The organism is Amycolatopsis tolypomycina (genome assembly GCF_900105945.1).
In the GTDB taxonomy this organism is placed as follows: domain Bacteria; phylum Actinomycetota; class Actinomycetes; order Mycobacteriales; family Pseudonocardiaceae; genus Amycolatopsis; species Amycolatopsis tolypomycina.
Genome location: NZ_FNSO01000004.1, coordinates 8,051,652 through 8,066,343, shown reverse-complemented (window position 1 = coordinate 8,066,343; position 14,692 = coordinate 8,051,652). Strand labels below are relative to the sequence as shown.

At 71.7% G+C, this 14,692-nt stretch carries 13 protein-coding genes; 10 read left to right on the top strand and 3 right to left on the bottom strand.

Translation table 11 applies throughout. The features are described from left to right. Positions 1 to 9: 9 nt before the first annotated feature. The 3 genes from BLW76_RS46945 to BLW76_RS46935 form a co-directional block, all read right to left on the bottom strand. Positions 10 to 675 (bottom strand): response regulator, encoded by a 666-nt coding sequence (locus tag BLW76_RS46945; protein ID WP_091319116.1) that lies wholly within the window; start codon positions 673 to 675, stop codon positions 10 to 12. Continuing rightward, a complete protein-coding gene (locus tag BLW76_RS46940) occupies positions 672 to 1,826 on the bottom strand; it encodes a sensor histidine kinase (RefSeq protein WP_091320747.1) in 1,155 nt (384 codons plus the stop codon). Before BLW76_RS46940 ends, BLW76_RS46945 begins: the two co-directional genes overlap by 4 nt. Before the next feature lie 260 nt (positions 1,827 to 2,086). Continuing rightward, positions 2,087 to 2,692 (bottom strand): hypothetical protein, encoded by a 606-nt coding sequence (locus BLW76_RS46935; RefSeq protein ID WP_091319114.1) that lies wholly within the window; start codon positions 2,690 to 2,692, stop codon positions 2,087 to 2,089. A 168-nt stretch (positions 2,693 to 2,860) separates the two neighbouring features. Here BLW76_RS46935 and BLW76_RS46930 point away from each other — a divergent pair, with 168 nt between their 5' ends. The 10 genes from BLW76_RS46930 (at position 2,861) to BLW76_RS46885 (ending at position 14,691) form a co-directional block, all read left to right on the top strand. Continuing rightward, positions 2,861 to 3,610 carry a response regulator transcription factor gene (locus BLW76_RS46930; RefSeq protein ID WP_091319112.1) on the top strand — a complete coding sequence of 250 codons (750 nt, stop codon included), beginning with the start codon at positions 2,861 to 2,863 and terminating at the stop codon, positions 3,608 to 3,610. Then, positions 3,588 to 5,081, top strand: a complete 1,494-nt coding sequence (locus BLW76_RS46925; protein WP_091319110.1) for a sensor histidine kinase — start codon at positions 3,588 to 3,590, stop codon at positions 5,079 to 5,081. The genes BLW76_RS46930 and BLW76_RS46925 overlap by 23 nt, the downstream gene beginning before the upstream one ends. A 148-nt stretch (positions 5,082 to 5,229) precedes the next feature. Beyond that, positions 5,230 to 7,107 (top strand): glycosyltransferase family 39 protein, encoded by a 1,878-nt coding sequence (locus tag BLW76_RS46920; RefSeq protein WP_208613518.1) that lies wholly within the window; start codon positions 5,230 to 5,232, stop codon positions 7,105 to 7,107. Between the two features lie 653 nt (positions 7,108 to 7,760). After that, a complete protein-coding gene (locus BLW76_RS46915) occupies positions 7,761 to 8,774 on the top strand; it encodes an ABC transporter substrate-binding protein (protein ID WP_208613517.1) in 1,014 nt (337 codons plus the stop codon). Next, complete coding sequence (locus BLW76_RS46910) at positions 8,771 to 9,721, top strand: ABC transporter permease (RefSeq protein WP_091319108.1); 951 nt, start codon at positions 8,771 to 8,773, stop codon at positions 9,719 to 9,721. The genes BLW76_RS46915 and BLW76_RS46910 overlap by 4 nt, the downstream gene beginning before the upstream one ends. Beyond that, the gene (locus tag BLW76_RS46905; protein ID WP_091320740.1) at positions 9,718 to 10,506 is read left to right on the top strand and encodes an ABC transporter ATP-binding protein; all 789 of its coding nucleotides are present in this window, start codon (positions 9,718 to 9,720) and stop codon (positions 10,504 to 10,506) included. Before BLW76_RS46910 ends, BLW76_RS46905 begins: the two co-directional genes overlap by 4 nt. Positions 10,507 to 10,531: 25 nt before the next feature. Further along, on the top strand, positions 10,532 to 13,342 hold the full coding sequence (locus BLW76_RS46900) for a sensor histidine kinase (protein WP_091319106.1): 2,811 nt from the start codon (positions 10,532 to 10,534) through the stop codon (positions 13,340 to 13,342). After that, a complete protein-coding gene (locus tag BLW76_RS46895) occupies positions 13,339 to 13,773 on the top strand; it encodes a roadblock/LC7 domain-containing protein (protein ID WP_003061341.1) in 435 nt (144 codons plus the stop codon). Before BLW76_RS46900 ends, BLW76_RS46895 begins: the two co-directional genes overlap by 4 nt. Then, the gene (locus BLW76_RS46890) at positions 13,773 to 14,120 is read left to right on the top strand and encodes a DUF742 domain-containing protein (RefSeq protein ID WP_091319104.1); all 348 of its coding nucleotides are present in this window, start codon (positions 13,773 to 13,775) and stop codon (positions 14,118 to 14,120) included. The genes BLW76_RS46895 and BLW76_RS46890 overlap by 1 nt, the downstream gene beginning before the upstream one ends. Then, a complete protein-coding gene (locus tag BLW76_RS46885; protein WP_091319102.1) occupies positions 14,098 to 14,691 on the top strand; it encodes a GTP-binding protein in 594 nt (197 codons plus the stop codon). The genes BLW76_RS46890 and BLW76_RS46885 overlap by 23 nt, the downstream gene beginning before the upstream one ends. Position 14,692 lies beyond the last annotated feature (1 nt).

Genomic DNA, 14,692 nt, shown 5'->3' with positions numbered 1-14,692 from the left:
CCGCCCAGCTTAGGCGGGCCGCTCGTCCGGCACGAGCTTGTGGCGGTAGGCGTAGACGACGGCGTGCACGCGGTCCGGCAGCCCGAGCTTGCTCAGCACCCGGGACACGTGCGTCTTGACGGTCTCCTCGCCGACGTGCAGCCGGCGCGCGATCTCGGCGTTGCTGCAGGCGTTGGCGAGCAGCAGCAGCACCTCGCGTTCGCGGGAGGTCAGCCGGGCCAGCTCCGGGGGTTCGGCGGCCGCCGGTTCGAGGACCGCCGCGAACTTCGCCACCAGCCGCCGCGTCACCGAGGGGTCGATCAGGGCGTCCCCGCGCGCGGCCACCCGCATCGCCGCGACCAGCTCCTCCGGCGCCAGGCTCTTCAGCAGGAACCCGCTCGCCCCGGCGCGCAGCGCGCGGTAGACGTACTCGTCGGCGTCGTAGGTCGTGAGCACGATGACGCGGGTGTCGTTGCCCGGCGCGGCCAGGATCGCCTCGGTCGCGGCGAGACCGTCGAGCCGCGGCATCCGGACGTCGAGGACGGCGACGTCCGGGCGCAGGCGGGCGGTCTCGGCGACGGCTTCGCGGCCGTCGGACGCCTCGCCGACGCAGGTGAAGTCGGGCTGGGTGTCGAGCAGCGCGCGCATCCCGGAACGGAACATCGCGTGGTCGTCGGCCAGCAGGACGCGGATCATGTGCTCTCCACCGGGAAGGTCGTGCGCAGCTGCCAGAGTTCGCCGGTCTCGCCGTAGGAGACCTGGCCGCCGAACAGGGTGACGCGCTGCCGGATGCCGGCCAGGCCGCGGTGGACGTGCTCCTTCTGCGGGGTGCGGCCGGCACGCAGGCCGTTGGTCACCGTGAGCACGACCTCGGTGCGGCCGTGGTGCAGCTCGACCTCGACCGGGCCCTGGCCGTGGCGCAGGGCGTTGGTGAGGGCTTCCTGGGCGATCCGGTAGAGCGCGATGTCGAGCGAGCCCGGCAGTTCGCGGGACTCGCCGCGCAGGGTCAGCCGGGTCGGCAGGCCGGCCGCGCGGACGGTCTCGACCAGCTCGTCGAGGTTGTCGAGGCCGGGCTGTTCGGCCTGGGTTTCGGCGTGCAGCAGGTCGAGCAGCCGGCGCAGGTCGGCCATTGCCGAGCGGCTCGCCGACTCGACGGCGCCGAGCGACTTCCGCGCCGGTTCGGCACCGTCCGGGAGGCCGAGCCGGGCGGCGCCGGCGTGCACGCCGATGGCGCTGACGTGGTGGGAGATGACGTCGTGGAGGTCGCGCGCGATCGTCGTGCGTTCCTCGAGGACGGCCCGCCGGACGGCTTCTTCTTCGTGCTGACGGCGCTCGTCGGCTTCGCGCTCGAGGTCGGCGATGTAGGCGCGCCGGGCGGTGGTGTACCGGCCGACGAGCCACGGCAGCAGCGCGGAGACGCCGACGTTGATGGCGATGAGCCGCCAGTCGTTCGCGGTCCGGCCGCCGCCTTCGAGACAGCCGAGGGTGACGCCGGCGAGCAGGGCGCCGAGCGTGAGCACGGCGGGTTTCGTCCGCAGCCACGCCCCGGCCCGGTAGCCGGCGATGAGGATGCCGGCGTTGTTGCCGGTGATGTACCCCTGGCAGGTGCAGAGCAGGAGCGGGGCACCGGCGAACAGCACGGCGTGGGCGAGCGCGACCCACCCGGAGTACCGCGCGGCGCCGGCGAGCGCGGCGTTGACGGCGACCCCGCCGAGCAGGATCACCCAGGCCCGCCACCCGGCCTCGCCGAGCGGACCGCGCAGCACGAAGAGGGCGGCGTCGCAGACGACACAGACGAGCGCGACCAGCAGCGACTGCCGCCTCAGCGACCCCCGGACGTCCTGCACACCCGCCACTGTGCCCTAAGGCGGCGCGGAAAAGGGAGGGAACGCCCCGATGCGGCGGAGGGGGGTGCGCGGCACCGGGGCGTTCCCAGTCAGGGGGTAACGGCGGCCGAACGCCCCAATGTGGCGTTCGGTGCGTCCAGCGCACCCAATGTGGCGTTCGGTGCATTGGACGCACCCAATGTGGCGTTCGGTGCGTCCAGCGCACCCAATGTGGCGTTCGGTGCGTTGGACGCAACCAACGCCACATTGGGGCGCTGGGGTCAGTTCGTCGGGCGGCCCGGGTAGTCGCCGCCGCGGCGCTGGCCCGGCTGGCGCTGGCCCGGCTCGAAGCCCTTGCCCAGGGATGTCGCCGTTGCCGTCTGGCCCGACACCTTCGCCACCACCGTCACGTTCGTGTCGCCCTGCTTCACGTCGCCCGTCTTCTGGGTCGAGCCGTCGAGGGTGTACGTCTGCTTGTAGCCGTCCTTGCTGGTCAGCGTCACCGAGGTTGCGTTCAGCTCCGTCACGTCGCCCGTCTGCAGGCGCTCGGTCGTGTAGCCGCCGCTGCCGTCCGACACCACGAAGTCGCCGTGGAGGGCGTCGCGCAGGGCCGCCATTCCGCCGCCGAAGCCGCCCTGGCCGCGGAACTGGCCGCCGCCCGGACCGCCGCCCGGACCGCCGAAGCCGCCCGGGCCCTGTGCCGTGTTGTCCGCGCTGCTGGTGCCCGCCCAGATCGCCGCGCCGCCGCCCGCCGCGATCACCACGGCGATGCCGGCCGCGATCGCCGTCTTCTTGCCGGACCAGCCCTTCTTCGGCGCGGTGGCCGGGGCGGGGTCGCCCCAGTTGGCGCCCTCGGGCTGGGTGTTCGGCATCGGCTCGGTCGTCATCGTGTCCTCCGGTGGTGCCCACACTGGTCCAGCTCAGGTTCACCGCCGCGGCTGTGTTTGAGCTGTGCGGAGCGTCAGCGGGCGCTGTGCCTCGAACGCGCGAACCTTCACAGCAAATGCACAGCGGCCGCACAGCGAACACCGACGCCGGGCCGGGAAGGTGGCACTATGACCGCTATGAACGCCACGTCACCCGGCCCTGGCAAGGCCGACCTGCGCCGCGCCGACGGGAGCCCGGTGCGGGTCCTCGTCGTCGACGACGAGGCGACGCTGGCCGAGCTCGTGTCGATGGCCCTGCGGATGGAGGGCTGGGAGGTGCGCAGCGCGGGCGACGGCACGGAGGCCGTCCGGATCGCGCGCGACTTCCGGCCCGACGCCGTCGTCCTCGACGTCATGCTCCCCGACTTCAACGGTCTCGAGGTGCTGCGCCGGATGCGGGCCGAGGCGCCGAACCTGCCCGTCCTCTTCCTCACGGCGAAGGACGCGGTCGAGGACCGCATCGCCGGGCTCACCGCGGGCGGCGACGACTACGTCACCAAGCCGTTCAGCCTCGAGGAGGTCGCGCTGCGCCTGCGCGCGCTGCTGCGCCGGGCCGGCGGGGTCACCGGCGCGAGCGGGTCGACGCTGGTCGTCGGCGACCTCACCCTCGACGAGGACAGCCGCGAGGTGCACCGCGGCGGCGACCTCGTGCCGCTGACCGCGACCGAGTTCGAGCTGCTGCGCTACCTCATGCGCAACCCCAAGCGCGTGCTGTCGAAGGCGCAGATCCTGGACCGCGTGTGGAGCTACGACTTCGGCGGCCAGGCCAACATCGTCGAGCTCTACATCTCCTACCTGCGCAAGAAGATCGACGCCGACCGCGAGCCGATGATCCACACCATGCGGGGCGCCGGGTATGTCCTCAAACCCGCCGGCTGACCGCAAGCGCTGGTCGCTGCGGCGACGGCTGATCGTCCAGCTCGCCGCGCTGCTCGCCCTGGTGTGCGTGGTCGTCGGCGTCGTCACGGAGTTCGCGCTGAGCGAGTTCCTCATCGGCCAGCAGGACAAGCGCCTGGCCGCGGCGAGCGAACGCGGCAAGCACCCCGGCGAGCGGCCGCCGTGGGTGTACGGCGACACGCCGCCGCCCGATCCGCTGCGGGTACTCGGCCAGGGTGACGGCACGCTCGCGGTCACGGTGACCGGCTCGGTGGTCCGGGCCAGCGTCCTGGACTTCGCCGGCGGGGCCACCGGGCAGGGCAAGAAGCCGCCGCTCAAGCCGATCACCGCGGAGCAGGTGAAGGCGCTGCTCGGGCTCGCGGCCGACGGCCGGGCCCACAGCATCGACCTCGGCGGCAACCTCGGCGAGTACCGGGTCGTCTCGACGACGTCGCCCCGCGGGGACAAGACGGTCATCGGCCTGCCGCTGAAGGACCTCAACGAGACGCTCTGGCAGCTCGGCTTCATCCTCGGCGGCGTCGCGCTCGCCGGGATCGTGGTGGCGGGCGCGGTCGGCGCGGCGACGATCCGCCGCACGATGCAGCCGCTCGACCGGCTGGCGGCGACCGCGACCCGCGTCTCCGAGCTGCCGCTGGACCGCGGCGAGGTCGCGCTGTCCGAACGCGTCCCCGAAGCCGACACCGACCCGAACACCGAGGTCGGCAAGGTCGGTTCGGCGCTGAACCGGATGCTGCAGCACGTCGCGAACGCGCTGACCGCGCGGCACGCGAGCGAGAACCGCGTCCGCCAGTTCGTCGCGGACGCCAGCCACGAGCTGCGCACGCCCCTCGCCGCGATCCGCGGCTACGCCGAGCTGACCCGCCGCGGCGGCGAGCAGGTGCCCCCGGACGTGGCGTTCGCGATGAGCCGCGTCGAGTCCGAGTCCCGCCGGATGACGACGCTGGTCGAGGACCTGCTGCTGCTCGCCCGGCTCGATTCGGGCAGGCCGGTGGTGCCCGAGTGGGTGGACCTGTGCCGCCTGGTGGCCGACGCGGTCGCGGACGCGCACGTCGCGGGCCCGGACCACAAGTGGCTGATGGACGTCCCCGGCGAGCCGATCGGCGTCCTCGGCGACGCGGGCCAGCTGCACCAGGTGGTGATCAACGTGCTGGCCAACGCGCGCACGCACACGCCGCCGGGCACCACGGTGACGACCACACTGTCCACTTCGGACGGAATTGTCCGGCTCCGGGTGGCCGACGACGGCCCTGGCATCCCGCCGGAAGTCCTGCCGAACATCTTCGAGCGCTTCGCCCGCGGGGACAATTCCCGCTCGCGCGCGGCGGGGAGCACGGGCCTGGGGCTGGCGATCGTGGCCGCGGTGGTCGGGGCGCACGGCGGCCGGGTCGGGGTGCAGAGCCGGCCGGGGCGGACGGAGTTCGAGATCACGTTCCCCGAGGCGCCGACGCCCTAGCGCCCCAATGTGGCGTTGGGTGCGTCAGACGCACCCAATGTGGCGTTCGGTGCGTTGGACGCAACCAACGCCACATTGGGGCGCATGCACAGCCGGCGCACAGGTTCGCCACAAGTTCACCACATGCACCGCGGACACGGTGATCTTCATGACGACCACGTTGTCGGCGCCCGAACACGCCCAGCCCCAGCCGCCCGCGCCCGCCCGGAAACCGCGGTGGGTCAACCCTTCCGTCGCCGCGTTGCTGCTCGGCACCGGGGTGCTCTACCTGTGGGACCTGGCGAAGAACGGCTGGGGCAACGACTTCTACGCGATGGCCGTGCAGGCCGGCACGTGGAGCTGGAAGGCGCTGTTCTTCGGCTCGCTCGATCCGGGCAACGTCGTCACCGTCGACAAACCGCCGTTCTCCCTGTGGGTCATGGGACTGTCCGGCCGGCTCTTCGGCTTCTCCAGCTGGAGCCTGCTCGTGCCGGACGCGCTCGCCGGCGTCGCGTCGGTCGGCCTGCTCTACCTCGCCGTGCGGCGGCTTTCCGGGCCCGGTGCCGGGTTGCTGGCCGGGGCCGGGCTCGCCCTGACGCCGGTCGCCGCGCTCATGTTCCGGTTCGACAACCCCGACGCCTTCCTCGTCCTCCTCCTCGTCGCCGGTGCCTACTGCGTGGTGCGGGCGCTGGAGCACGCGAGCACGAAGTGGCTGGTGCTCGCCGGGGTCGCGATCGGCTTCGGCTTCCTCGACAAGATGCTGCAGGCCTTCCTCGTGCTGCCCGCCTTCGTGCTGGTGTACGCCGTCGCGGCGCCGACGTCGCTGCGCCGCCGGATCGGCCAGCTGTGCGCCGCGGCCGGCGCGGTGGTCGTCTCCGCCGGGTGGTGGGTGGCCGCCGTCGCGCTGTGGCCGGTCGCGGACCGGCCCTACATCAGCGGCTCGACCGACAACACCGTGCTGGAGCTGGCCTTCGGCTACAACGGTCTGGGCCGGATCTTCGGCGAAGGACGCGGTGGCGGCGGCCGGACGTTCACGCCGCCCGCCGGGATGGAACTGCCCGCCGGGGGCCGCGGCTTCGGCGGCCAGGCCGGCCTGACCCGGCTGTTCGGCGGCGAGTTCGGCGGCGAGGCGTCGTGGCTGCTGCCCGCGGCGCTCGTCGGGCTGGTCGCCGGTCTCTGGTTCACGCGCCGCGCGCCCCGCACCGACCGCACGCGGGCGGCGCTGCTGCTGTGGGGCGGCTGGCTGGTGGTCACCGCGCTGGTGCTCAGCTACATGAGCGGCATCATCCACCCGTACTACACGGTCGCGCTGGCCCCCGGGATCGTCGCCACCCTGGCGATCTCCGCCCGCGAACTCTGGCGCGGCAGGGCGAACTTCACCGCCCGCGCGGTGCTCGCCGTCATGCTCGCGGTCACCGCCGTCTGGGCCTTCGTCCTCCTCGCGCGGACGCCGGACTGGCAGCCGTGGGTCCGGTACGCGCTCCTGGTGTCCGGGGCCGCCGCCGTCGTGGGCCTGCTCTTCGGCGCCGACCGGTTCCGGCGGCTCAGTCCGGTCGTCGCCGTGCTCGGCCTCTGCGGCGCGCTGCTCGGGACAACGGCCTTCACGCTGGCGACGGCGGCGACCGCGCACTCGGGCGGGCAGCCGTCGTCCGGGCCGGCCGTCGCGAGCGGACGCGGCTTCGGCGGCCCGCGCGGCTTCGGCGCGGGGGAGCCGGACACCGCCGTCATCGACCTGCTGAAGGGCACGACGACGAAGTGGGCCGCGGCGCAGAGCGGCGCGATGCAGTCGGCGGGCCTGGCGCTGGCCAGCGGACGGCCGGTGCTCGCGATCGGCGGCTTCAGCGGCAGCGACCCGGCGCCGACCCTGACGCGGTTCCGGCAGTACGTCGCCGACGGCGACATCCGCTACTACGTCGCCGGCGGCCGGGGCGGCTTCGGCGGCGGCCGGGGGACCGCGGGGGAAATCCAGGCCTGGGTCGAGCAGAACTTCACGCCGATGTCCGTCGGCGGCACGACCGTTTACGACCTCACTAAATCTGTCGTTTGACAGAAATTAGAGAGGCCCGCTCGAATTGTTTCGAGCGTGTTAACAGTCTGGGAATCATCCGGCTCGTTCCGGCCCGATGCGATAACGGCGGTTTCGGACAGGTGTTCGAATTTCCGGAGCGTGTCCGGTTCATTCCGGACGACCGTTCGGCGCCATCGACTCGCTCTCGGTGATGATCTCGGCACCGCCCGCTGTCGCCGTAACGACTAGGGACTTCGGGGCGTGCACTTGCACGCGCTCCCCGCACACGCGCGCCGGAATATTGGCCGGTCGGCCGACCGAAATTACGGGTAAAGCGACCTCGAACACATCGATGTCGCAGGCTGACCCGGGCGGCGGTCACTCGTTTGGATGCAAAGCCCGGACGTTGTGGGGATCTTGTGCTAGTCGCTAGGCTCTCCGCCGGGAGAGGGACAGGGGTGGCTGCGCCAGTACGGTGAGTGCTGGTATTTCACTTGGTGTAAGTGCTTCCTGTCCGCGTTCTCTCGCGATGACCCGATCAGGTGCGGCCGGAAGTGAGCAGCGATGACCGTGCGCGGTAGCGCAGCTCCACCCGAACGACCACCCCGTCGTCACCACCTGTAGCCCCGAGCACCGCGATTCCCCCATTGGTACGGCACCACTCCACTTCCCCCGCAACCTGGAGTTTCGTTGTGATTTCCCGTCCTCGCCCCCGTCTGCTGACGGTGCTCCTCACCTTGCTGACCCTGGCCGGCGTCACCGCGCTTTCCGGGTGCAGCGGCAGTTCCGCATCGGGAAGCGGGAGCAAGATCACCATCGGGTTCAGCGCCTGGCCGGGCTGGTTCCCCTGGCAGGTGGCGCAGGAGCAGGGGCTGTTCGCCAAGAACGGCGTCAACGTCGACCTCAAGTACTTCGACAACTACACCGACAGCATCAACGCGCTCTCCAGCGGTGCGATCGACGCCAACAGCCAGACCCTCAACGACACGCTGTCGTCGGTCTCCGGCGGCGCCAAGCTGTCGATCGTGCTGGTAAACGATAACTCGACCGGCAACGACAAGATCATCGCGCGGGACGGCATCACCAGCATCGCCGACCTCAAGGGCAAGAAGGTCGCCGTCGAGCAGGGCCTGGTCGACCACTACCTGCTGCTGCTCGCGCTGCAGTCGGCGAACCTGACCGAAAAGGACATCCAGCTCGTCAACCTGCCGACCGACGCCGCGGCCGCCGCGTTCAAGAGCGGCCAGGTCGACGCGGTCGCCGCGTTCGCGCCGTTCACCTCGACCGCGCTGGAGCGCCCGGGCAGCCGCGCGATCTCCTCGTCGGCCGAGTTCCCCGGTGCCATCCCGGACCACCTCGTCACGTCGCAGAAGCTGGTCAAGGACAACCCGAAGGACGTCCAGGCGCTGGTCAACACCTGGTTCGAGACGCTGACCTGGATCAAGAACAACAAGGAAGCGGCCATCAAGATCATGGCCAAGCGCGGCGGTGTGTCCGAAGCGGACTACAAGTCCTACGACGCCGGCACCACGATCTTCACGCGGCAGCAGAACATCGACGCGTTCACGCCGGGTGTCACCCCGCAGCACCTCGACTACCAGGCGAACAAGATCATCGACTTCATCGTCAGCACCGGCCTCGCCCAGCAGCGGCCGTCGCTCGACGGCCTGTTCGTCGACCAGTTCGTGAAGGCTGCGCCCCAGTGACCGGTCCCACCCAGCGCACCACCCCGGCGAGCCCGGCCGAGGCGCACGCCGCCGAGGCGCAGGAAGCCGAACAGCGGCTCGCCGAACAGCAGGAGGCGGCCCAGGCGGGCGGCGGACGGCCGAACTGGTCGCCGCTGCCCCGCCGGGCCGGGCTGAAGCCGTCCGCTTCGCCCCTTTTCTCCTTGCGCACCCCCATTTCCGCGGCGTCGCGCTGGACGCTCGCGGTGCTGTCGTTCGCCATCCCGCTGATCGCGTGGATCGTGCTGAGCGTCAGCGGGTCCGTCGACTCGACGTTCCTGCCGTCCCCGGTCGCGGTCCTCCAGGCCGGGGCCGACATGGCGAGCACCGGCGAGCTCTTCGACGACCTCGGGACGACCACCCTGCGCGTGCTCGAGGGCTTCGGCCTCGCCGTGGTCGTCTCGGTGCCGCTCGGCATCCTGATGGGCAGCTTCACCGCCGGGCAGGCGTTCTTCGAGCCGCTGATCGGGCTGCTGCGCTACCTGCCGGCGAGCGCGTTCATCCCGCTGCTGATCATCTGGCTCGGCCTCGGCGAGCCGTCGAAGATCGCCATCCTGTTCATCGGGACGGTGTTCTTCAACACGTTGATGACCGCCGACGTCGTCCGCGGCGTGCCGGACTCGCTCATCGACGTCTCCTACACGCTCGGCGCGCGCCGCGGCGAAGTGCTGCGCAAGATCGTCGTGCCGCACTCGCTGCCCGGCATGATCGACGCGATCCGGGTCAACGCCGCCGCGGCGTGGAACTTCGTGGTCGTCGCCGAGCTGATCAACTCCTCGGCCGGCCTCGGCTACCGGATCGTCCGCGCGCAGCGGTTCCTGCAGACCGACAAGATCTTCGCGGTGCTCGTCGTGATCGGGATCGCCGGGCTCCTCATCGACGTCCTGCTGCGCCTGCTGCGCACGCGGGTCGGGAAGTGGGCGGCATGACGCTGGAACTGCGGAACGTCGCGAAGGACTACACCGTCCGCGGCAAGGTCACGCGCGCCCTCGACGGCGTCGACCTCGAGGTGCTGCGCGGCGAGTTCGTCTGCGTCGTCGGCGCGAGCGGCTCGGGCAAGTCGACGCTGCTGTCGCTGGTGGCCGGGCTCAGCAAGCCGACCGAGGGCGAGATCGTGCTCGACGGCGTGCCGGTGACCGGGCCGGGCCCGGACCGCGGCCTCGTCTTCCAGGCCGGCGCGCTCTACCCGTGGCGCAGCGTGGAGAAGAACGTCGCGTTCGGGCTCGAGCTGCTCTCGCTCGACCCGGCCGAGCGCGCCGAGCGCGTGAACTGGTACCTCGCCGAAACCGGCCTCGACGGCGTGCGCAAGTCGCTGCCCAAGCAGCTTTCCGGCGGCCAGAAGCAACGCGTCGCGATCGCGCGCGCCCTGGCGTGCGAACCGGAAGTCCTGCTGCTGGACGAACCCTTCGGCGCGCTGGACGTCCAGACCAAAGAGGACATGCAGGTGCTGATCCGCCAGGTGTGGGCCGACACCGGCACCACGGTGCTGATGGTCACCCACGACGTCGAGGAGGCGGTCTTCCTCGGCGGCCGGGTGGTGGTGCTCGCCTCCGACCCGGGCCGGGTCGCGGCCGACGTCGAGGTGGCGCTGCCCGCCGAGCGCGACCTGGCGGTGAAGCGCGAACCGCGGTTCCTCGCGCTGCGCGCCCGGATCGAGGACCTGGTCCGGGAGCAGCACCGCGGCCACGTGAGCCGGGTGGCCGCGGTCGAGTGAGAACGGAAGACGGGAAGGTGGCGGGATGAGACACGGCAGGTCGACCGCGAAACGGGCCGGCGGCGGGGGATTTCTCGCCCGGCTCGGTATTCGCGGCAAGCTGAACCTGCTGCTCCTGCCCCCGCTGGTCGCGGTGGTGCTGGTGTCGGTGCCGTTCGTGCTGACGCAGGCGAACAGCGCCGGTGCGGCGGCGGAGTCGGCCGCCGTGGCGCGGCACGCCCAGCAGCTCGGCGGGCTGATGTGGCAGCTGCAGCGCGAGCGGCTGCTGACGGCCGCGTTCGTGGCGACGCCGTCGGCGAGCCCCGACCAGATGGTCCAGCAGCAGAAGGTGGTCGACCGGGCGGTCGCCGACGTCCGCGGTTCGCTGGGCGACGACGCCCCCGACGAGCTTTCCGCGGCGCTGACCCGGATCGGCTCGCTGGCCGAGCTCCGGCAGAACGCCGCCCGCCGCGGCGTCGCGCTCGACAGCGTCGCCCGTACCTACAACGCCGTGATCGACGCGGTGATCGACTCCCTGCGCCTGGTTCCGCAGCTCACCAGTGACGCCGAGGGCGCGCGCGAGCTGACGGCGCTGGACGCGCTGCTGCGGGCGAACGAGGAGAACTCGCTGCGCGCGATGGCCCTCATCGTGACCGCGGTGTCCCCCGAAGCCGGCCGGCCCATCCTCGACGACGCGACCCAGCAGGCGCCGATCTTCATCGACCGGTTCGTCAAGCAGGGCGACGACGGCGACGACGCCGAGCGGTCCGCCCAGGTCGTCCGGATCGAGCAGAGCGACGCCGGGCGGCGCGTCGACGAACTCGCCGCCGAGGTCGACAAGCCCCGGGACGCGGCGGCCACCACGCAGTACGTCGCGGACGTGTTCGCCGCCGCGGACGCCCACGCCGGCCAGCGGAAGCTCGTGCAGGAGAAGGCGATCAACGAGATCGCCGACTCCGCGACCGCGCGTGCCGACAGCGCGACGCAGCTGGCCTGGACGGTCGGCCTCGGCGCCGGCGCGCTGTTCCTGCTGGTCGCGTTCCTCGCCGTCGCGGTCTCCCGCTCGATCGCCGGCCCGCTGCGCCAGCTGACCACCGCGGCGACGTCGGTCGCCGACCTCGCCGGCACCGAGCTCGTCCGCGTGACCGACACCGAGGAAGCCGAGGAGCAGATCCCGCGGCTGGCCACCATCGACGTCGTCTCCGAAGACGAGCTGGGCAAGCTGGCCGCCGCGTTCAACCGGGTCCAGACCACCGCGGCCGAGCTGGTCGAACGCCAGGCGCTCACCCGGCGCAACACCAGCCTGATGTTCGCGAACGTCGCGAAGCGCACGCAGAACCTCGTCGGCCGCCAGCTGGCCCTGATCGACGAGGTCGAGCGCAACGAGCAGGACACCCGGCTGCTGGCCAGCCTGTACCGGCTCGACCACCTCTCCACCCGCCTGCGCCGGAACGCCGACAACCTGCTCGTGGTGTCCGGCACCCGCGACGAAACCCGCATCGCCGGCCCGATCGAGCTGTCGACGGCGCTGCGTTCGGCGCTCGCGGAGATCGAGGACTACCAGCGCGTCAAGCTCGGTGTCGTCGCGGAAATCCTGCTCTCGTCGGCGCTCGGTGCCGACCTGGTGCTCGTGTTCGCCGAGCTGCTGGAGAACGCGACGTCGTTCTCGCCCCCGGGCTCGATGGTCGAGGTCGACACCATGATGCTCGCCGACGGTGCCTGCCTGGTGAGCATCGTCGACCACGGCATCGGCATGACCGCCGAGAAGCTGGCCGAGGAGAACCTGCGGCTCGTCGAGCGCGAACGCCTGGAGCTCGCGCCGACCAGCGTGCTCGGCCTGTTCGTGGTCGGCCGCCTGGCGCGGCGCCACCAGCTGGGCGTCGAGCTGCTCGCGACGCCGACCACCGGCGGTGTCACCGCGCGGCTGACCATCCCGGCGGCGCTGTTCACCCACCGCACCGCACTGCGGCCGAAGACCGAGCAGGCGCCCGCGATCCCGGCGCAGGCCGCGCCGCCGATGGCGTCGTCGCCGCGGCACGCCGCGCCGGCCACCCCGCTCCCTTCGTCCAATGTGGACGCTTTCCGGCCGCCGGCGCCCGAACCGGCAGGCGACCGGCCGGCCGAACTGCCGGCGCCGGCGATCCCGGCGCTGCTCGGCAACGGCAACGGCTTCCGCTGGTTCCGCGAACTGGAACCGGTGTGGCCGGACGCCGAACCCGACGCGACGCCCGCCGAAGCGCCCGAGCCGGCGGTGGCGGTCGCGGCGGCCGCTGCTCCGGAATCCCGTGGCGGCCTGCGCCGCCGGGTCCGCGGCGCCCAGCTGCCCAGCCCGGGCACGTCCGCGCCGGCGGCCGACACCAAACCGAGGCACGACCCGGAAGCGACCAAGGCGGCGATGGACGGCTTCGCGAGCGCCTTCGCCAAAGCCTCCGAAGCCGGCGCACCGCCGGCCCCGGCCTTTCCGAAGGCCGCGGAAGTCACCGCGCTGACGGCCGAACCGCCGCCCGCACCGCCTACCGTCGTGACCGCACCCGTGTCACCTCTCCCGGTCCGCGTCCCCGTGGACGCACCACCGGTGGCCACCGCCCCGTTCACGGCCGCCGCGCAGTCGCGCGACGGCCTGATGCGCCGTGTCCCCGGTGCCCAGCTCGCCCCGGGCCTGCGCAAGCAGACCGCGGGGCGGCCGCTCGCCCGCGCCGTCGTCAACCGCACCAAGCGGGACCCGGCGGCCGAACGAGCGGCGTTCGACGCGTTCTCCGCCGGCCTCGCGAAGGCGGAGGACATGACGGCAGACAGCCCGCCCCAAGGCGTGGTCGCCGGTCGTGTGATGGAACGAGGAGAAGAGAGCAGGAAATGAGCATCCCCGCACCTGGCGTCAGTGTCGAAGCCCAGAACTTCAACTGGCTGGTGAGCCGCTTCGCGCAGCACACCGCGGGCGCGATAGCCGCCATCGCGGTCTCGGCCGACGGCCTGCTGATCGCGATGTCGACGGAGCTCGAGCGCTCCAACGCCGACCGCCTCGCCGCGATCTCCTCCGCGATGCTCGGCCTCGCCCACGGCGTCTCCGAAAGCCACCCGCTCGGCTCGCCGGACAAGGTGATCATCGAGCTCGAGCACGGCTACCTGCTCGTCTGCACGATCAGCATCGGCTGTTCCCTCGGCGTGCTGGCCAACAAGCAGGCCAGCCTGGGCACGATCGCCTACGAGATGGCGATGTTCGCCAACCGCGCCACCGAAGTGCTCACGCCGGGCCTGATCGAGGAGCTCAAGAACACCGTGGGGTCGTGATGACCGAAGAGCCTTCGCTGCTGCGGCCGTACCTGATGACCTCGGGGCGGGCGCAGCCGGTCGACCAGAGCCTGGAGATCGAGGCGCAGGTCATGACGTCCCGCCTCGGGGCGGCGTCGCACCCGAAGCTCACGTTCGAACGCCAGGAAATCGTGTCCCTCTGCCGGAACACGATGTCGGTCGCCGAGGTGGCCGCCATGCTCGGCCTGCACATCGGCGTGGCCAGGGTCCTGGTGGCCGACCTCGCCGAACTGGGCTACGTCGTCGTCCGGCGGCCGGGCAACCACAACTCGCACGACCTCGGCATGATCGAAAGGGTCATTCGTGGACTCGAAGCCATTCACTGAACCGGGCGCCCGGCCGCCGGCCCCGGTCAAGATCGTCATCGCGGGCGGCTTCGGCGTCGGCAAGACGACGGCCGTGTCGTCGATCTCCGAGATCAAGCCCCTCACAACGGAGGCGGCGATCACCTCGATGTCGGCGGACAACACCGGCCACGTCCCCGCCAAGACCACGACGACGGTGGCACTCGACTTCGGCTGCATCACCATCGACGAAGAGGTCAAGCTGTACCTGTTCGGCACGCCCGGCCAGGACCGCTTCGGCTTCATGTGGCAGGACCTGGTCCACGGCGCACTGGGCGCCCTGGTCATCGTGGACACCCGCCGCATGGACGACTGCTACCCGGCGGTCGACTACTTCGAGAACGCGGGCCTCCCGTTCGTGGTGGCGGTGAACATGTTCGACGGCTCGCTCGGCCACAACCTCGAGGACGTCCGCTGGGCACTCGCGGTGAGCGACGACGTCCCGCTGATCACGTTCGACGCCCGGCAGAAACTGTCGGTGCGAGACGCCCTGCTGGCGGTGCTCCACAACACGTTCAAGCGAGCCCGAGCCCAGGCGGGCGCGGGGGCTTGAT

Excerpts from the sequence above, each read along its gene's own strand:
- BLW76_RS46945 (WP_091319116.1), bottom strand. The coding sequence starts at position 675 with ATGATCCGCGTCCTGCTGGCCGACGACCACGCGATGTTCCGTTCCGGG.
- BLW76_RS46935 (WP_091319114.1), bottom strand. The coding sequence starts at position 2,692 with ATGACGACCGAGCCGATGCCGAACACCCAGCCCGAGGGCGCCAACTGG.
- BLW76_RS46930 (WP_091319112.1), top strand. The coding sequence starts at position 2,861 with ATGACCGCTATGAACGCCACGTCACCCGGCCCTGGCAAGGCCGACCTG.
- BLW76_RS46925 (WP_091319110.1), top strand. The coding sequence starts at position 3,588 with ATGTCCTCAAACCCGCCGGCTGACCGCAAGCGCTGGTCGCTGCGGCGA.
- BLW76_RS46920 (WP_208613518.1), top strand. The coding sequence starts at position 5,230 with ATGACGACCACGTTGTCGGCGCCCGAACACGCCCAGCCCCAGCCGCCC.
- BLW76_RS46905 (WP_091320740.1), top strand. The coding sequence starts at position 9,718 with ATGACGCTGGAACTGCGGAACGTCGCGAAGGACTACACCGTCCGCGGC.
- BLW76_RS46900 (WP_091319106.1), top strand. The coding sequence starts at position 10,532 with ATGAGACACGGCAGGTCGACCGCGAAACGGGCCGGCGGCGGGGGATTT.
- BLW76_RS46895 (WP_003061341.1), top strand. The coding sequence starts at position 13,339 with ATGAGCATCCCCGCACCTGGCGTCAGTGTCGAAGCCCAGAACTTCAAC.
- BLW76_RS46890 (WP_091319104.1), top strand. The coding sequence starts at position 13,773 with ATGACCGAAGAGCCTTCGCTGCTGCGGCCGTACCTGATGACCTCGGGG.